Genomic DNA, 18,044 nt, shown 5'->3' with positions numbered 1-18,044 from the left:
CGGTAGCCCGTTGAGAGCCTACGGGACGATCAGCCGGACGCCGCGTTCGACCGGATCCGGTAACAGTTCGGCCGCCTCCAGCAGTTCCTCGGCGTCGAGGGCACCGGTGCCGAGCGCGGCGGCGGCGAACGCGAGGAAGCCGACGGCGGGGACGACGGCGAACGCGACGAGCGTGCTCGAGACGAGCGCGTCGAGCCCGACGATCAGCGGCGCACCGACGGCGACCGTCGCGAGGAGTCTGACCGGTCGCAGCCCCGAGAGCGGGTCGTAGCCGAGGTGGCGAGCGCAGGCGACCTGGAGGACGAACATCGACCCGTAGCCGACGCTCGTCGCGGCGGCGGCCCCTGACATGCCGTACAGGGGGATCAGGGCGTAGTTCAGGCCGGCGTTGACGGCGGCCGCCCCGCCGGTGGCGACGATGAGTGGCCGGAGGTTCCCGTTGGCCTGGTTGATCCCGTACAGCGGCCGGGCGAGCGCGAAGCCGAGCGCGCCCGGCAACAGCAGCGTCAGTGGCTCCAGCAGGACGACGAACGCCTGGCCGTAGTAGAACGGGACGAACCGGTCGGCCAGCGCGTAGACGCCGATGGCCAGCAGCGCCGTCAGCAGGAACGCGTAGCGCGTGACCCTCGTGGCCAGGTCCGAAATCGCTTCACGCCGGTCGTTCGACCAGAGGTTCGACGTCGAGTGGAGCAACAGCGTCTGGAGCGATATCGGGACGAGCCACATGTACTCGGCCAGCGCCAGCGCCGCCTTGTAGTAGCCCGTCTGCGCGCTGTCGCCCAGGAGCCGGAGCATCACGATGTCGACGTGGAACAGCGACATGAGCAGGAGGACCAGCACGATGTTGAGCCCGTTGAACGACAGCAGCTCCCGCCGCGGAAAGGAGGGCCCACTCGGCCGGAGGACGCGGGGGATCGAGACGTGTCGCGAGAGGACGAACCCGCCGACGACGGCCGTGAGCGCCGAGGCGGCGATCTTGCCGACCAGGAAACCCGCGACGCCGTAGCCGACCCACGCCAGTCCCAGGCTGACGCCGAGCCAGGTGAGCTTCCCGGTCACGACCAGCGACTCGGAGTACTTCTCGAGACCGACGCCCATCAGCGACCGCCGGACGAACGCCCGGAGCTGTGCCGCGACCACCAGCCCAGCCAGCAGGTAGAAGTAAATCCGGAACCGGGGCGAGAGCAGGCCGTCGACCAGCCCGAGCCAGGTGGCGCCCGCCACGAGGACGCTCCCGACCAGCGCCAGCCCGACGGCGAGCTTTCCGTAGAAGCCCAGCACCTGTTCGCGCCAGCCCGCGAGGTCCCGTTCCTCGGCGACGAACTTCTGGACGCCCTCGGTGACCCCGGAACTCACCAGGATCATCAGCATGGAGAACGTCGACATGAGGAAGGCGTAGTTCCCGTAGCCGTCGGCGCCCAGCGCGCGGACGACCAGGGGCAGGGAGAGTACGCCGACGAACGAGACCAGTATCTTGGCGTTCAGGATCGAGAGGAAGCCGCTGGTCAGTTTGCGGTTCATCGCCGTCTGCGCCCCGCTCGGTCCCGTATCGATCCGACGCTGTCCTGCCCGGTGAGGCCGGGTGCACGCGCTCGCGAGGCGACCGCTGGTAGCCCCGTCGAGACGATCGGCAGTCCCATCGCTCCGATCCGTGCACGGCCCGGGCAAGGTAATACGGCGTCTACCAGTGAGAGACGCGTCTCATTCCGGCTCGACGGTCGCCGTGATCGCGACGGCGTCTGCGTCCGACCGCTCGACGGAGACGCGACAGCCGGCGTACTCGAAGCTGAGCGTCAGCGGTTCGGCCCGCCCAGACGGGCGGGGCGCGAGGAGCGCGTCGACGGCCTCCGGGTCGATCGTCCGGAACAGCGGCGGCAGGTCAGTCTCCTCGCGCGACGTCGCGTCGGCGACCGTCTCGATCACGGCCCGGCTGATCGCCTGTTCGTCCCCCAGTGTCATCACCGTTCGTCGTCGCTCGCTCACGGTGCTATCACGACAGTGTGTTGCGCGTCGTCCCGGATAGCGGCTGTTTGTACGTCTGTAGAACCGGGTCACACCAGGGGGGTGCTATCGCCGACGGGCCCCGTCGCCGTCGTCGAATATCGGCGTCAGGAGTTTGCGGAGGCTGTCCCGGAGGTGCCGGTTGAACGTCGGCTGGCTGACGTCGAGGCGTTCGCCGACCTCCTGGCCGGAGCGCTCCCGGGGCCACTCGAAGTAGCCGCTCAGGTAGGCCATCTGGAGCGCGTCCCACTGGCGGTCGGTGAGCCGTTCGCGCAGCGCCGCCCGGAAGTCCGCCCGGGTCGTCGACTCGGTCTCGACCTCGCGACGGGCCACCAGGTCGGTCCCGGGGTATCGGTCCCGGACCATGCCGACGAACGAGGCGACGTCGGTCCCCGGGGGGAGTCGGACGACGGCGCGGCCGCCCTCGCCGTCGGGCGCCACCGACTTCGGGACGACCGCGTGGTCGAGCAGCGTGCCGAGCAGTCCCGCGCCGTCGACGACCGCGTCGTAGGTCACCTCGCCGTCCCCGTCGGCGACCAGGGAGAGCGAGGTGAACGCATCGGCGGCCGCCGCGGCCGTCTCGACCCGTTCGCGTGTCGCCCCCTCGACGGTGAGAAACACGCCCAGTCGATCGCCGGCCTCGCCGTCCGCGTCCGGTTCCGGCACGACGCCGTCCACCTGGACCGTCTCGCCCGTCCGGACGGCGAAGTCGACGAAGGAGTCGCCGTCGGGGAGGGCGAGTGCGAGTTCGGTCGCCCGGCCGCTGACGAGGGCCCGGCGCCGGTCCATCGCGTTGCAGGCGAAGGCGACCGCCCGCCCGACGTCGGCGAGCACCGACTGCGCCCGGTCGTCGAAGGCCCCCGGTTCGTCGCCGTAGACGGACACCACCCCGTAGGAGACGCCCTCGTAGACGAGGGGCACCGCGACGACGGCGTCGAACCCGCGGTCGCGGGCCGCCCCTCGCCAGTCGGCGTCGTCGGTCGCCGCGTCGACGTCGTCGACGACCTGCACCGAACCGGTTGCCGCCGCGCGGCCAGCCGGTTCCGCCGCCAGATCGGCAGTCGCGGCGACGGGCACGTCGTCCGGGTACGACGCAGACTCCCCGGCCGTCGCTCTCGGGGTGAGTCGGTCGCTCGTCGCGTTCGTCTCCCCGACCCAGGCGAAGCGCCAGCCCGGGACGTCGGTCAGGGCGTCGCAGACCCCGCGGTCGACCGCCTCGCGGGCCGACGCCGTCACCAGGGCCGCGATTACGTCCCCGACGAGTTGCCGGTACGACCGGGCGCTGACCCGACGCTCGTGGTGGGCGCGGACGGCGTCGAGCTGGCGGTCCACGGTCGCCTCGGTCGGGCCGTCGGCCAGGAACTCGTCCGGGGGGACGTAGAACGCGTTCGGACAGACCGCCCCGTCGGCGACCAGGCTGGGATGGGTCCGGACGACGTCCCGCAACACGGCCGGCGGAAACCGGTCGCGGTCGTACTGGCAGAGGCCGGTCATCGGCACGTCCGACCAGAACTCGTTGAGCGTCGCCTCGTACTCGACGAGCGCGTCGGCGACCGCGCCGCGCTCGCCACCGGCCGCCCACGTCATCTCGGCGGTGAACCTGACGTGGTCGTACCCCCCGTCCTCGACGGCGTCGGACACCGTCTCGTCCAGGAACGCGATCGTCGCCGCCGGGTCGAACGACCCGCCGGAGCGGTAGACGTCGTCCGTCGAGTGAACGGTGAGTTGTCCCGTCTCTCGGGCCGCCGCGACGGCGAGGCCCGCCCGTTCCATCGCCGCGACGACGTCGGCCGTCGCGGTGTCGTCGACGACGTAGAGGCACCGGTCGCCGCGTTCCAGGCCCGCCCGAATGAACGGGACGACAGCCCCGAACTGCTCGTCCCGGCTCTCGTAAAGCAGGGCCGCGTGGTTGGCCGGGCCACCGTGGTCGAACGCGGCGTCGATCCGCCGCTGCTCGGCGCCCAGGAGGTCACCACCGCCGCTGGCGTTGGATCCGAGAGGGTGTTGCATTGGAGAGTCGCTCGTCGTCCCGGTCGCGCTCGATGGTCGGTGACGGCCGTTCCGTTCCTCCCCGCCTCGGGCCACCGATCCCACCGGCGACGACCGACAACGCGCGTACGAAGGGCGTATGCGATACGAAGTGAAGGGGGCATGGCCTAGCTCTTTAGGTACCTCAGTCGGCAGCGGTCGGGACCGAGCGCCAGCAGACGACGGTCACCGTTCGCCGCATCGTACGCACTCGACGGCGACCGAGATCCCGCCGGTGCGACGACCCGTCCGGCCACTCGCCGAACGTCGGAGAAACGTCACAATGACTACTATCAGTCCCGGGACAGTGCGACCTCGAAGGCGTCGCCGTCTTCCAGCGAGTCGCCGACGTCGTCGAGTTCCTCGCGAAGCCGGGCGAGTTGCTCCTCGACGGAGGCCAGTTCGTCGGCGGTCGCGTCAGTACCCGTCACGAGTTCGGCGTAGCGTTCCGAGAGCGCGTAGTACGTCGCGAGCGTCCGGTCGTACCGGCCGCGACGGTGGAGCCACCGGACCGTGGTCCGGAGCGTCTGGTCGTCGATCGGTTTCTCGACGACCCCGTCACACCGGTCGCGGAGCGACTCGGCGACGGGCGCGTCGGCGATAGCCGCGACCTGGAAGCGACAGTCGCGCTCCGTGCCCGTCTCGACCAGGTGGTCGAGGGTGAATTCGTCGCTCGTCTCGTCGACGACGAGGACGGTGACGTTGCCGTCCAGACTGGCGAGCGCGTCGGACTCGGAGTCGGCCGTCCGGACCGGGTAGTCCTGCCTGAGCACCGACGCCAGCCGTGCCCGCTCGGTCCCGTCGGTCACACACACCAGCACCGCGTCGTTCCTCGTACCGATACCGACTTCGGCGTCGTCTAGATATGTCCTATCCATAGTCACTCACTCCAGCCTGGGGCCGCCGCTCGAACCGGTACCAGCAGCCCCGCTCACGTCGGACCCCCTGTGGGAGTCCCGGTACCACCAGGGGGCCGGTTCCGGTCGAACTGGACGACGAGGTCGAACAGCGTCGACAGCTTGACGAGCGTCGCCGGGTCGTGGACGTCGGCGTCGACGTGGTAGACGCCGCGGGCGCCGTTGCGTCGCACGCGCGAGAGGACGACGTGGAGGAAGTCGAAGGCCGTCTCCACGTCGACGTACTCCAGCAGGTCGGTCAGCGAGTAGAAACACATCGCCGTGCCGGCGCCGTGGTCGGCCACCTCGTCGGCGACGGTCTGACCGAACGCCTCGACGGGGAGGACGTCGTCGACGTGCGTGACGTCCGAACCCGTCCCGGCGTCGTCGCTGGTGTCCGCGGCGGCCACCGACCGCGAGATACCGTCGGTCGAGACGAACGAGAACGACGTCGACCCGCGCGGGAACGACCGTCGCCACGGCTCCAGGAAGTCCCACGGGGACTTCGACATCGTCACGCCGACGACGTGGTCCGGCGGTGATTCGAGCGATACCAGCAGTTCGGCGAAGAGCGACTCGACGGACTGGCCGACTTCCGGTGCGACGAGGAGGATGTTCGTCGCGTCGTCGAGGGCCGCCTGGTCGAGGTGGGGGAAGCCGGTCATTCGCCGGGCCACCTGCGTTCGCCCAGTTGGGGCATAATCGTTGTTAGGTATAGCATTCTACACCCTCTTAAGTATTTTCTCGGCCGGAAAATCGCACCACTGCAGGGTATTTTATCGTTCAGTGACTGTTTCGATTCGTATTCTTACAGTTATTTTTACGGTTAAAATATTGCATATCTTTAGATAAATTGAATGCAGTTGGCAGCCATTGCCTACATGGATATGAGCCAGACAGAATCCAAAACGGCCGCGTTCCTCGAATCGCACCCCAAGCTCCTCGGCGCGCTGTTCATGGCGCTCGTCCTGCTGACCCAGGCCGGCGCGGCGGCAGGTGCCATCGCCGGCGCGACCGCGGGACCCTAGTCTAGTTGCGACGCAGAAATCTCGTTACTCCAGTACAGATCGCCGTCGATAGTCACCGGGAACTCCTGCATGCCCAGGATCTCGTCGAGGTCTTCTCGACCGACGGAGAACGTATCCAGCACGCCGGGATTGACGTACCGGACGTTCTCGTCGTTGACGTACGGCGTGACGAGTGTACCGAGCTGATAGTTCCGCGAGGCGTACCCGAACAGTTCCATCTCGAATCGACCGTCGCCCGATCGCTCGATGGACGCCGACATCGGCGTCCCTGACTCGCTCTGGACGATCGAAACGTTCCCGTCACCGACGACCATGTAGCGCTGGGCCAGGCGATGGCTCTCCTCCAGGAGGTCGAGCATCGAGAGCAGGGAAAAGCCCTGATTCAGGAGGTGTGAGACCGTCCGCCCGATCTCCGTCGCGGTCCGGTTGAGCACCTCGGTCAGCGTGACGACGCCGCCGAGCGCGCCGGCGTCGACGAGCCCCTGGCCCTGGTCGTAGGACTGGCAGGCGTTCAGCAGGAAGGCGCCGACGTTCACCTCGGTCAGCGAGCGGGCGTCGAGGTGGCCGTCGGCACAGCGTATCCCGTCGTCGTCGACGTGGCCGATGTAGTGGAGGAAGTCGTAGTGCTCCCGGAGCAGGTCGGTGAGTTCGTCGGTGGTGACCCCCTCGCGCGTGGTGATGTCGAACTCGATCCACTCGCGCATGCCGTAGACGTCGCCGACGGCGTTCTCCTCGCGCATCGCGGGGTCGTTACACACCACGAGCACGCGGATGCGCTCGTCGGCCGTGGGCTCGACCGCCAGTCGGCGGTAGAGCTGGTCGACGGTTATCTTGCTGGCGCCGAGCGGGACGCCCGGGCCGATGTAGGTCTGCTCGATGCTGTCGGCCGGCGGCGGTTCGAACACCAGTTCGTCGGTCGTCGACTCGTCGTCGTTCCGCTCGGGGCCACTGGAGCGGGTGGCCGACCCGTGGACCAGGCTCGACCGGGCGGTAGCACCTCCCAACCGGGCGGCGTCGACCCCCGGCGGGCCGCGGAAGAACGAACGCACCTCGGGCGTCGAGTCGTCGAGTGAGCGGGACTGCAGGGTCGCCGCCGCCGGACAGCGGATCGCCGCGAGTTCGTTCGCGAGGAACGGGAGGGCGGAGACGTGCTCGGCGTCCGGGACGACGTCGGCGGTGAGCTTCCACGCCGGGACGGCCCCGGCGACGGCCTCGTAGGGGACCGCGAGGTACTCGCGGAGCTGGGCGGCCAGCGGCTCGTCGTACAGCGCCGCGAAGTCCAGGTCGACCGCGTCCTCGACGAGGCCACGCTCGTGAAGGTCGACGTCGTAGTACCCCTCCGTGCGTGTGACACAGTCCAGCAGGAACACCTGCCGGAGGGTCCGGGTCACCGTCGCCTCGAAGTCGCCGTCGGCATCCAGCGGGAAGGATGCCCCGTCGGCCCGTAGCACCGGTTTCTCGCCGATTTCGACGGTCGCGCCGAGGTAGTACGCCAGCGAGGCAACCGGGAAGAGATGGCCCAGGTCCGGCGGCACCTCGATGGTGACGCCGGTGTCGGGCGCCTCGATAGCCTCGGGGACGTCCAGTTCCGGGCCGAGTTCGATCAGCGGCGGGTGCCCCCGGAGCGTCGGGAACGAGCGCTCGCAACTGAGCGTCTTCAGTGCCGACCCGAGGTGGGACAGCGCCGTCGCGACGTCCGCGGGGTCGGTCGTCGTCTGGATCGTGGCCGCGGGCTGTTCGTGGAACGAGCGCGCGCCGACGGTCACCGACGCGGCGTCGGGGAACGTCAGCCGGACCCGACCGTCGCGCGGTTCGACGTCGACGCCCCCCTCGACGCCGAGGTAGAGCTTCATCTTCGCCGAGGACAGTTCCACGTAGTACTCGCCGGGGGGCAGCGACACCGACTCGCCGCTGGTACACTGGGCGACGAGGTTCACGTCCGCGTCGCGGACCCAGACGTCGACGAGGTGGGGCGTCTCCAGTTCGGTCACGGTGACGGTCGCCGCGGTGTCGACGGGCAGCGCGAACGCGTCGGTGTCCGCGCGAGTCGGATGGACCGGGACGGGCGTGAGGAGCGTGAACTGGGCGCTCTCGATGGGGTCGGAGATCCGGATCCCGGTGGGACCAGTGATCGGCTCGACGTCCGGTGTCGTGTCCCTCATGAGCGGTCGTCGGTGTCCATCATATGCGGTCCGCGACAGGCAACAGCGTCCCGTCCGGGACGCCAGCCGTCGTCGTTCGTGCCGTGTCAAGATCCTACCCGGAGAAAAGCCTTCCTCACAGCGCGTTCGAATCCGTCGCCCGCTTGCTATTTCCCACGTCGGATCCGGTGCGGTGCGGATGGCAGCGCAACGCCGACGCAGTGTCGATGCCAGCGCACCGCCGATGCAAGCGTGCCGCCGGCACGGCGCCGACGGGCCGTGTCCGGTCAGCGGGTGCCCTCGATAGTCACGACCTGGCCTTGCCCGTCACCACTTGGCTATGCCTGTCACCGCTCGGCCTGGATGGCCGCGGCGATCTCGTTCATCTCCTCGTCGCCGACGCCCGGCCGGTCTTCGAAGAGGGCGTGGATCGGCCGCTGGCCGTCGTCGCCGGACCGCGGGACGATGTGCCCGTGAACGTGAGGCACCTCCTGGCCGGCCTCCTCGCCGTTGTTGAACGCCACCGTCGTCGCGGGCGCGTCGACCGCCGCCTCGACGGCCGGGACGACCTCGTGGACCAGCCCCAGCACCTCGGCCGCGACGTCGTCGGGCACGTCGTTCAGTCGGTGGTAGTGCTCTTTCGGGATGACCAGGGTGTGCCCCGGCGCCAGCGGGTTGGCGTCGAGGAAGGCGATCGCGTCGTCCGTCTCGGCCACGACGTTGGCCGGGATGTCGCCGGCCACGATCTGACAGAAGATGCAGTCCGAGTCCATGTGCAGGGTTGCGAGCGGCCCGGCTATGAAAGTTGGTGTGAGAGGGACTTCTCGGCCGGGTTGTCGAAGCGTACGTTTCGGATGGAGATCGATCGGGCTGTTCGTTCAGAGTCGATGACGATACCGCAAACGCCTCGAAAGCCCTCGGCCCGCTCTCTGGAGTCGGCGTCGATACTGCAATCGCCTCGAAAGCCCTCGGCCCGCTCTCTGGAGTCGGCGTCGATACTGCAAACGCCTCGAAAGCCCTCGGCCCGCTCGACTCGTCCGAACCCGCTGTGCGCGCTCGTTCCTCGCGTGCTTGCGGGTTCGGACTTCGCCGACCGTGCCTCGCCCTTTCAGTCCTCCAGGGACAGCATAGCTCGCGCACGGAGGCGCTCGCGAATGGGTCCACCACTCCTCCCCGGATTCGCGCCGTCCGGCGCGAATCACGCATCCTGACCGCTCCGCAACCGCTCGGCCGAGAGCGGCGTTTATGCCGCGACCAGGGGGAGGGCAGGGCTGCGGTGTTGTGCCATCCCTGGAGGACTGAAAGGGCGAGGGGCGCTCCGGGAACCCGGGCGTAGCAAGCACCGTGGTTCGAGAGAGCGAAGCTCTCTCGTCATCACGAAAGACGCGAAGCGTCTTTCGAACGACAGCGTAGCGAGGAGCGCAGCAAGCCCCGGGACTGGAGCGCGCCGAGGGCTTTCTGGCTGTTGGCATCGGTACTCGTCCTCCAACTCCTGAAGATGAGATCGAAAACCACTCGATGACGACCAGCCCCAACGGATCCTAGTCCAGCGAATCGACGGTCTTCTCGGCCCAGGTGACGGCGTACTCGGCGCCGTACTCGCGGTAGGCCTGCGTGTCGAGCGCGGCGAAGGGAGTCGGCAGTTCGATATCGTGCTTCACCGCCGAACAGGCCAGTTCCGCCGCGGCGGCGAAGTCGGTGCGGCCCATCGCGACCTCCTCGCTCAGGTCCGAGAGCCGGGGTTCGAGTCGCTGCCCGGCGTCGACCCAGGCGGCGTGGAGGCGGGGGAGGTCGCCTTCCCAGTCGGCGAAGACCTCCCTGGTATGGAGGCCGACGTAGGCGTCGAACAGCGCGGCGGCGAGCTGGTAGGTCCCGGCGGGGTCGAGCCGGTCGCCGACGGCGTCGGCGAGGTCGGCGTAGCGGTCCTCGAAGAACCCCAGGAAGTGCTCGGGGAGGCCCAGACCCACCTCGACGAACGCCTCGGCCAGCAGGAAGTCCACGAAGTCCTCCGGCGAGCCTTCGAGGCGGGGCTTGACCAGGACGACGGGCGGGGTCGTCTGGCCGTGCCTCGCGGGTCGTCCCTCCCCGCTCGCCGTATGCTCGTCCTCTCCGCCGTCGGACGAGCCAGCCCAGGCGACGCCGCCGTCGCCGGGCATGCCGACGGTGAACTGGGTCGAGGCCAGCCGGTGGAGCGGTTCGGGGGCGTCGGCGGGCACCCAGTGGTCGGGGTAGGAGAGCGGGTCGACCGAGTCGGTCAGGAGGAGGAGGTCCTCGGCGACCGCAGGGTCGAGCGTCTCGAAGTCGCGCTCGCAGTCGAGGACGACCGCATCCGGGGCGTGGCGCTCCCGGACCGTCGCCACCTCGCCGTCGAGGGGACGCTCGGTGAACATCACGCCGGGACGAGGACGAAGCTGGCGACGACGAGGAGCGAGAGGAGTGCGGAGATGCCGACCGTGCCGACGACGATCTTCGTTGCCGTGCTCATACGTTCAGTTTCGAAAGGGGCCGACATTAAAGCTTCAGTTCTCGGCGGCGACGACGAGCATCCCTGGTGGTGGCGACGACCAGCATCGACAGCGGCGACCAGCATCGACCGCCGCCGGCCTGCCGTCGTCAGTCCGTGCCAGTCCGCCTCAATCCGCGTCCTCCAGGAGCGTCCGCGTTCGCTCGTTCAGCTTCGTGATCGACTCGCTGGCGGCGTCGAGCAGTTCGTCCTGGGGGTCGGCGAGGCCGGGCTGCCCGTCCGGGTCCGGCCGGCCGACGACGACCGTCCCGACCATGCCGTTGGCCCGGTGGGGCTCGCAGTAGTAGTCGTAGACGCCGGGCGTCTCGAACGTGTGCTCGAAGGTCGGGTTCGACTCCGCCAGCACCCCGCTGTCGAAGGACGACGCGTCCTCGGGGATCCGCTGCGGGCGGTCGTTGTCGGGGTGGTAGGCCGTCGCCGAGTGATTCCCGCTCTCGAGGCCCCAGGTGACCGTGCCGCCAGTCTCCACCCAGACCAGCGGCGGGTCGAACTGGAGTTTCGTGCCGTCTTCGCCCGCCACCATCGAGACCGTGAGACTGTCCCTGGGTTCCGACTGCAGCGGGATGGTCTCGGTTTCCGTTGCGTCGGAGCCGTCGGTGTTGTCGCCGCCGCTCCCCGAATCGGACCCGTCACCGCCACCGCCGCTCCCGTCGTCACCGGCGCCAGTCTCGTCGTCGGCGCCGTCACTCCCTGCGCCGCCACTCCCGTCGCCACCGCTTCCGGCGTCGGTCGCCTCCTCGGGCGACGAGTCGTTCAGTATCCCGCTACAGCCGGCCAGCGACGCGGCGGAGGCACCGGCCAGGGCGGCCATCCGGCGTCGCGTCAGCGTCGGGTCGGACATCGTTCGAGATACCAGAGGAGTGCCCCCACCATTACTAGCGACGTACTACGTAGCGGCCTTAGAGAGGTGGTACGGGCCCATCCTCGCGGCCGTCAGTCGTCACCGGCGCCCGCGCCGACGCCAGAGGCCCGGGCCACGTCGCGCCACTTCCCCGACCAGAACCGGCCGGTGTTGACGGCGGCCTTGAGGTAGAAGTCGCCGACGATGGCGGCGTAGACGGCGGGCAGGCCCCAGCCGAGTCCGGGGGCCAGCGTGACGCCGACGAGGGGGACGGTCACGGCGAAGCCGGCCGGGAGCGCGAGGAAGGCCACGGGGAGGCGGTAGACGTAGGCCCCCAGGACGGTCCCGTAGAGCGGCCAGCGGGTGTCGCCTGCGCCGCGCAGGCTCCCGCGCATCGTCCGCGAGACGCTGAAGCCGGCGACGCCCAGCGCGAACGCCCGGACGAACTGCACCGTCAGGTCGGGGTTCTCGGTGCCGAAGGCGGCGGCGATGGGGCGGGCGAGCGTCACCACGACGACGGCGATGATCAGCTGGGTCACCAGCGCGATGCGCAGGGTCTGCCAGCCGTAGTCCGTCGCCGACCGGTCGTCGCCGGAGCCGACGTGCTGGCCGACGAGCGTGCTCGCCGCCGTCGAGTAGCCCCAGGCGGGCATCAGCGCGAGTTGCATCACCCGGTTGCCGATGGCGTAAGCCGCGACGACGGGCGTCCCGAGCGTCCCCAGCACGAACAGGAAGGGGAAGCGGGCGAACGTCTGGAGCAGGCGCATCCCGGTCAGCGGCAGCGCGACGCGGACGATTTCGGTGAGGAGTCCGAGGTCGAACTGCCGCCCGCCGAGGTCGAGGGTGACCACGTAGCGCCCGGAGACCAGCAGCGCGAAGAAGACCGCCCCGGCGAGCGCGTTGGCGACGACGGTGCCGATGGCCGCGCCGGCGATGCCGAGCGCGGGAGCGGGGCCCAGCCCGAAGATGAGTACCGCGTTGAGCGCGATGTTGGTGGGAAGGGTGAGCAGGCGGACGTACATCGGCGTGCGCGTGTCCGCGCTGCCGGCCAGCGCTCGCGCGGCGATCATGCTCCAGAAGCGCGGGACGAGCGCGATCATCACGATAGAGAGGTAGGTCGCGCCGTTCCGGATGGCGTCCGGGTCGTCGGTGAGCACGCCGACCAGCGCCGGCGCGTGGAACCACGAGACGAGCGTGAGCGGGACGGAGATGGCGAGGCCGAGCCACAGCGACTGCTTGACCGCCAGGTTGGCCCGGGCCGATTCGCCCGCGCCCTGGAGCCGGGAGACGACGCTGATCGTCCCCGACGTGATCGCAAGCGAGAGCCCGAAGCCGACGAAGTAGTACTGGAACCCGAGTTCGAGGCCGGCGATCGCGGCGTCGCCGAGTGCCAGCCCCACCATCGCGAAGTCGGCGATGCGCAGGAGGATCCGGAGTCCGCCGGTGACCATCACCGGCGCGGCGAGATCCAGCGCTTCGGTGGCCTTCTCTCGCTCTACGAGGCCGAGGCGCGCGAGGAGCGCGGGAAATCCTTCGACGAGCCGACGCGGGACGTCGCGGACCATCTACTCGGAGTGTGCGCGGGAGGGTCCTGTCGTTTTCGGACGAACGGGCGAACCCGGTGGAATCCGCCGCGGGACGGCATTCGTCTTTTGTCGCTTGACGGGATTCGGTGTGGTCTAGCGGGTCGTTAAGTAAATCCCCGTCCCCCGAGGTGGCGAATCGAAGTCATGCCCACACGAAGGACATTCATCGGAACGATCGGTGCGGCGATCGGCGCGACCGGCTTCGCCACGGCGGTGTCAGGACAGACGAGCAACGGCTCGAGCCAACGGAACGGTGCGACTTCGGCGGCCGACCCCACCGACTGGCCCCGGTTCAAGTTCGACAGCGGCAACACCGGCTACAATCCGGCGGGGACGGCACCCCAGACGGCACCGGAAACGCTGTGGACCGCCGAAAACGGGCTATACGGGGATCAAACCCAGGACCCCTGCGTCGCCGGCGGGCTGGTGTACGACGCCCGCCAGAGCGCCAACGACCAGACCCCCGGAGTCTGGGCGTTCGACGCCGAGTCGGGTGAGGAAGTCTGGAGCGCCGAACTCACCCAGACCCCCCGAACGATCGTCGCGGCGGACGGATCGCTCCACGTCGCAACGGGCATGCGCCTGATAAAGCTCGACGCCGAGACGGGCGAGCGACTCGGACAGCGACTGACGGCCGACGAAATCGATGCCACGCCGCCCGTCGTCGCCCCACCGGCAGTCGCCGACGGAACGCTCTACGTCCTCAACAACGACCGGAACACGATCACCGCAGTCGACGTAGAGAGCTACGACCAGCTGTGGCAGACCGACCGGAACGTGGACGAGACACCACCGGCCGTCGCCGGCGGGTCCGTGTTCTTCGAATCAGACCACCGCGTCGCGGAACTCGACGCCACGGACGGCAGCGAGCAGCGCGTCTTCGAATTCGATCTCGTCACGGCCCCGGTCGTGTCCGACGGGGTGCTCTACGCGGCCACCGAAGGGGCGCTCGACGCGTACGACCTCGACTCGGGCGACCGCATCTGGCGCTACGTGTCTGACGAAGTACGCCGCTACTATCCGACCTCGCCGGTCGTCGACGACGACCGCGTCTACGTGTCAGACAGCCATCCCAACACGCCACTCGTCGCACTCGACGCCGCCACCGGGTCCGTCGAGTGGCGCTTCACGGACGATGCGGCCTGCGGAAGGCGGGACTGGGAGCCCGGTGTCGCTCGCGTCGGTGACCTCCTCGTCGCGGCGAACAGCAAGGGGACGTTCTACGGTATCGACCCGTCGTCCGGCGAGATGCGCTGGCGGTACCATACCGACGCTGTCGACCCGTGGTCGAGCCGCACCCTCGTCGATTTCGCCGTCGCAGACGGCCACATCTACGCCCAGTTCCACGGCGAGAACGGCACGTACGACGAGATCCACGCCATCGGGGTGGCGGAGGGAAGCGAGTAAACGAGCTACTCGGCCCAGTGCAGCGGCGGGCGGAACTCCCTGTCGCAGGTCTGCTCTCGCAGGAAGAAGGCGTCCGGACGACAGCGACCCGGAGTACGCACGGGTTCAGGCGACTGGGAAACGACGGGAGACTGGGTAGGCGCCCCCCTCGGACGGAATCGACGGCCTCGATCGACGGCTCCGCCGGTGAACTGGCCGGGTACACCGGGTCGCCGTCGCACTCGCTCCGCTCGACGCCCGCGAAGCAGTCGAGCGACCCCCGGCGAGTCGTCGAAGAAGAGACCGGAGCGGTCAGTCGTCGGCGGCGGCCGCGTCGGCCTCGTCGACGGTCGCGTCACTCGCACCGTCCGCCGTGGCCCCGTCGGCACGCGGGAAGTTGCCGATGGTGGCCTCGCGGAACGACTCCTCGTCGAACTCGATCTCGCCCTCGAAGAACTCGACGAGCGTGTGCGTGTCCTTCATCGCGTTCTTCAGGCAGGTCGAGGCCCCCGGCGAGGGCGTGATGTTGAAGATGACGCCGTCGCCGACGATCTTCGCCTCGCCCATGTCCAGCGACTTCTCGGAGGTGTCGACGATCTGCGGGCGGACGCCGCCGTAGCCCTCGGCGCGCTCGATGTCCTCCAGGTCGACGTTCGGGACGACCTTCTGGACGTGGGGGAGGAACGCTCGCGCGCCGGCCTCCGGGACGTCGTAGACGAGGTTGCGGAGGACGTAGGGCAGCAGGATGCGGTCGGCGAGGATGTTCCCGTAGCTGAGGAACGAATCGGGGTTGAGGCCGAACACGTCGAGGAAGTCCTGGACGGTCTCGTACTCGCCGCGTTCGAGCGTCGGGACGACCTTCGCCGTCGGGCCGAACCGGGTGATGGAGCCGTCGTGGACGTCGGCGTCGCCGTGGACCGCGGCGAAGGGGAGCTTCTTCATCTGGAGGGTGTACACCTTCCCGTTCAGCAGGTCGTCGGCCAGGAAGAAGCTGCCAGCGACGGGGAGCAGGGACAGATCCTCGCCGTAGCCCATCTCCTGGGCGATCTGGAGGCTGTGGGAGCCGGCGGCGACGACCGTCGCGTCGGCCTCGATGAGGGCCTCCTCGGTGTCGATGGTGAACCCGTCGGCGGTCTCCCGGATGTCGCGGACTTCGGTCCCCGTCAGTACGTCGACGCCGTCCTGGGCGCGGGCGGCCTCGACGAAGGAGTTCGAGACCATGCCGTAGTCGACGACGTAGCCGTCGGGCGTCTGCAGCGCCAGCATCGGGACGTCGGGGTCCCGGCCCTCGACGACGGCGGGTTCGATCTCGGCGATCTCCTCGCGCTCGATCGGTTCGAGCTTCGGGAACAGGTCGCCGAAGCCCTCCTCGTGGTAGCGCTCTTCCAGTTCGGCGACCTCCTCCTCGCCGACCGCGAGCACCATCTTCGAGCGCTTGCTGTGCATCTCGCGGTCCGCGTCGACGCTCTCGAGGTAGCCGGCCAGCAACTCGGCACCCTCCTTGACGTCCTCGGCCTTCTCCAGGGTGTAGTTCGTCTCGATGTCCCCGAAGTGCAGCGTCTGAGAGTTGTTCGTGTGGTGGGAGTTGATCGCCGCGATCTCCTCTTCCTTTTCGAGTAGTGCGACGCGCTCGACGTCGGTGAACTTCGCGACGGTGTAGAGCAGCGACGCGCCACTGATGCCTCCGCCGACGATGACGAGGTCGTAAGTGTCAACCATAGATCGTGGATTGTTCGGCGATATCGCAGTCGCTCGATGGTATCACAGTGCGTCTCATACTTAATCCACACTATCTGACATTCTGTTAGAAGGCGTGAAAATGCGAGAGTGTGTCACCCAAAGCCGACGGTGCCGGCGTGCGATCGACGGCGTGGACGGGTGCTGGACGTGGACGGGTGCTGGACGTGAACGGGTGCGGAACGTGGACGGGTTCGTGGCGACCGGGCGGACTCTGGCAGCCGCCTCAGGGGACGATCTGTTCGCCGTCGTCGTCGTAGACGGTGATGGCCTCGACCGGACAGGCCCGCGCCGCGAACTTGGCGTCGAGTTCCGATCCCTCGGGCACCTCGCGGACGAACAGGCCGTCCTCGGTCTCCTCGCTATCCGCAAGCACTGCTTTGCCGGCGTCCTCGTCCCGCTCGAAGGCGTCCCACTCGGCGACGCACTGGAACATCCCGATGCAGGTGTCGCGGTCGTACTCGATTCGCATTAGTGGGTAGTTCGTCCGGACGGTCCTTAGCGTTCGGGATGCGGGCCGACCTAGCGGATCCAGAAGATCCTACTCTCCACTCTCCAGCCGGTCGAACGTGGCGGCGACGGAGCGGGCGAGGATGCCCACCAGGTCGCGCTCGGCGTCGTCGAACGTCCGCGGGTCGGTCGAGCCGATGGCGAGCAGGCCATGCTCGCCGAGCGGATACATGAAAACGGTCTCGAAGGCGTCGGTGACGGCGTCGTCGCGGTCGCCGTACTCCTCGACGACGCGGGAATCGCCCGCTTCGAAGACGGTCATCTCGACGGCCCAGTCGGGGAGCGGCGAGACGCCGGCTTCGAGGCCCGCTTTCTCGGCGATGCGAGTGGCGTTCTCGGTGGCGGCGAGCGGGGCGAGGCTATCGTCGCCGGAGTCGTACTCCCAGACCACGGCGACGGACTCGTCGAAGACGTTCTCGACGACGTCGAGCGCGACGTCGGCGACGGTTCCGCGGTCCCCCGCGACGAGCAGGCGCCTGGTCGCGTCGTGAAGCGCTTCCAGGCGCTGTTCCCGGCAGTAGCGGTCGGTGACGTCCCGGAGGACGACCTGGGAGGCGCGGACGCCCTCGAAGACGACCGGGGCGGCCCGGCTCTCTACCCTGCGAATCCCGCCGTCGAACCGGCGGAGGCGCCAGGAGAGCCAGCCGGCGGACTCCCGGTCCCGGAGCACGCGGTCGACCCGGTCGGCCAGGCGCTCGCGGTCCTCGGGGTGGACCAGCGAGACGGGGTCACAGCCGAACACCTCGTCAGCGTCGGCGGCGCCGGCGAGTTCGACGAGTCGCTCGTTCGCGTACCGGATCGCCTCGCCGTCGTGGACGAGGATGGCGTTCGGCGAGCTCTCGACCAGCGTCTGGTAGCGGGACTCCGTCTCGGCGGCGGCCTCGGCCGAGCGCCGGTGGGCGACGGCGTTGCGGATCCGGTTGGCGAGGACGGCGTACTGGTCGGTCCCGGTCCCTTTCTGGAGGTAGTCGGTGACGCCGGCCGAGATGGCCTCGCTGGCGATCTCCTCGCTGCCGCGGCCGGTGAAGAGGACGAACGGCACCGTCGCGTCGTACTCGCGGACCTCGCGGAGCAGGTCCAGGCCGTCCTGCTCGGGCATCTCGTAGTCGCTGACGACGCAGTCGACGTCGCCGTCGAGGACGTCCAGCGCCTCGGCGGCGGAGTGGGTGACCTGCGTCTCGAAGGCGTCGTCCTGGCGTTCGAGATGCATGCTGGTGACGGCCCCGAGGTCGGGGTCGTCGTCGACGAGGAGAACCCTGATCGGCTCCTCGACAGTAGCCATGGCATCGGAGTAAGGCCGTGGCGGGTTAATTTCTTGTGGCCGACTAGCACACGCCGCGCGCGGGCGACAGTTTAAACGGCGGGA

The 18,044-nt window shown here is 68.9% G+C and carries 16 protein-coding genes; 2 read left to right on the top strand and 14 right to left on the bottom strand.

Features of this window, described 5'->3' with window-relative positions; genetic code table 11:
- Positions 1–18 precede the first annotated feature (18 nt).
- The 5 genes from BM337_RS01265 to BM337_RS01245 all read right to left on the bottom strand — a co-directional run bounded on the left by BM337_RS01265 (position 19) and on the right by BM337_RS01245 (position 5,590).
- Positions 19–1,521 carry an oligosaccharide flippase family protein gene (locus BM337_RS01265; RefSeq protein WP_089813150.1) on the bottom strand — a complete coding sequence of 501 codons (1,503 nt, stop codon included), beginning with the start codon at positions 1,519–1,521 and terminating at the stop codon, positions 19–21.
- Between the two features lie 180 nt (positions 1,522–1,701).
- Positions 1,702–1,959 carry a DdfA family disk-determining factor gene (locus BM337_RS01260; RefSeq protein WP_089813148.1) on the bottom strand — a complete coding sequence of 86 codons (258 nt, stop codon included), beginning with the start codon at positions 1,957–1,959 and terminating at the stop codon, positions 1,702–1,704.
- Positions 1,960–2,067: 108 nt separating this feature from the next.
- Positions 2,068–4,011 carry an MEDS domain-containing protein gene (locus BM337_RS01255; protein WP_089813146.1) on the bottom strand — a complete coding sequence of 648 codons (1,944 nt, stop codon included), beginning with the start codon at positions 4,009–4,011 and terminating at the stop codon, positions 2,068–2,070.
- A 311-nt stretch (positions 4,012–4,322) separates the two neighbouring features.
- On the bottom strand, positions 4,323–4,907 hold the full coding sequence (locus BM337_RS01250; protein ID WP_089813144.1) for a HalX domain-containing protein: 585 nt from the start codon (positions 4,905–4,907) through the stop codon (positions 4,323–4,325).
- A 53-nt stretch (positions 4,908–4,960) separates the two neighbouring features.
- Positions 4,961–5,590 carry a DUF7504 family protein gene (locus BM337_RS01245; protein WP_089813141.1) on the bottom strand — a complete coding sequence of 210 codons (630 nt, stop codon included), beginning with the start codon at positions 5,588–5,590 and terminating at the stop codon, positions 4,961–4,963.
- A gap of 222 nt (positions 5,591–5,812) precedes the next feature.
- Between BM337_RS01245 and BM337_RS20870 the strand changes: the two genes are divergently transcribed.
- Positions 5,813–5,953, top strand: coding sequence for a DUF7503 family protein (locus BM337_RS20870; RefSeq protein ID WP_177227102.1), 141 nt, complete (start codon positions 5,813–5,815; stop codon positions 5,951–5,953).
- Here the strand turns inward: BM337_RS20870 and BM337_RS01240 are convergent.
- The 6 genes from BM337_RS01240 to BM337_RS01215 all read right to left on the bottom strand — a co-directional run bounded on the left by BM337_RS01240 (position 5,950) and on the right by BM337_RS01215 (position 13,024).
- The gene (locus BM337_RS01240; RefSeq protein WP_089813139.1) at positions 5,950–8,115 is read right to left on the bottom strand and encodes a hypothetical protein; all 2,166 of its coding nucleotides are present in this window, start codon (positions 8,113–8,115) and stop codon (positions 5,950–5,952) included. The genes BM337_RS20870 and BM337_RS01240 overlap by 4 nt on opposite strands.
- A 326-nt stretch (positions 8,116–8,441) precedes the next feature.
- Positions 8,442–8,867, bottom strand: a complete 426-nt coding sequence (locus tag BM337_RS01235; RefSeq protein ID WP_089813137.1) for an HIT family protein — start codon at positions 8,865–8,867, stop codon at positions 8,442–8,444.
- Between the two features lie 768 nt (positions 8,868–9,635).
- Complete coding sequence (locus tag BM337_RS01230) at positions 9,636–10,484, bottom strand: DUF7089 family protein (protein ID WP_089813135.1); 849 nt, start codon at positions 10,482–10,484, stop codon at positions 9,636–9,638.
- A complete protein-coding gene (locus BM337_RS21945) occupies positions 10,484–10,579 on the bottom strand; it encodes a hypothetical protein (protein WP_449271691.1) in 96 nt (31 codons plus the stop codon). Before BM337_RS21945 ends, BM337_RS01230 begins: the two co-directional genes overlap by 1 nt.
- A 148-nt stretch (positions 10,580–10,727) precedes the next feature.
- Positions 10,728–11,459 carry a plastocyanin/azurin family copper-binding protein gene (locus BM337_RS21360; RefSeq protein ID WP_218155501.1) on the bottom strand — a complete coding sequence of 244 codons (732 nt, stop codon included), beginning with the start codon at positions 11,457–11,459 and terminating at the stop codon, positions 10,728–10,730.
- A 92-nt stretch (positions 11,460–11,551) separates the two neighbouring features.
- Positions 11,552–13,024 (bottom strand): MATE family efflux transporter, encoded by a 1,473-nt coding sequence (locus tag BM337_RS01215; RefSeq protein ID WP_089813129.1) that lies wholly within the window; start codon positions 13,022–13,024, stop codon positions 11,552–11,554.
- A gap of 165 nt (positions 13,025–13,189) precedes the next feature.
- Here BM337_RS01215 and BM337_RS01210 point away from each other — a divergent pair, with 165 nt between their 5' ends.
- Positions 13,190–14,452, top strand: a complete 1,263-nt coding sequence (locus BM337_RS01210; RefSeq protein WP_089813127.1) for an outer membrane protein assembly factor BamB family protein — start codon at positions 13,190–13,192, stop codon at positions 14,450–14,452.
- Between the two features lie 291 nt (positions 14,453–14,743).
- On the opposite strand, the gene BM337_RS01205 is transcribed toward BM337_RS01210, so the two are convergent.
- The 3 genes from BM337_RS01205 to BM337_RS01195 all read right to left on the bottom strand — a co-directional run bounded on the left by BM337_RS01205 (position 14,744) and on the right by BM337_RS01195 (position 17,960).
- Positions 14,744–16,150 (bottom strand): FAD-dependent oxidoreductase, encoded by a 1,407-nt coding sequence (locus BM337_RS01205; protein ID WP_089813125.1) that lies wholly within the window; start codon positions 16,148–16,150, stop codon positions 14,744–14,746.
- A gap of 244 nt (positions 16,151–16,394) precedes the next feature.
- Positions 16,395–16,640 (bottom strand): ferredoxin, encoded by a 246-nt coding sequence (locus tag BM337_RS01200; RefSeq protein ID WP_089813123.1) that lies wholly within the window; start codon positions 16,638–16,640, stop codon positions 16,395–16,397.
- A gap of 69 nt (positions 16,641–16,709) precedes the next feature.
- Positions 16,710–17,960 (bottom strand): response regulator, encoded by a 1,251-nt coding sequence (locus BM337_RS01195; RefSeq protein WP_089813120.1) that lies wholly within the window; start codon positions 17,958–17,960, stop codon positions 16,710–16,712.
- Positions 17,961–18,044 lie beyond the last annotated feature (84 nt).

Origin of the sequence: Halomicrobium zhouii (genome assembly GCF_900114435.1) — an archaeon.
GTDB classification, from domain to species: Archaea; Halobacteriota; Halobacteria; order Halobacteriales; family Haloarculaceae; genus Halomicrobium; species Halomicrobium zhouii.
This window is presented reverse-complemented; position numbering and strand designations above follow the sequence as displayed.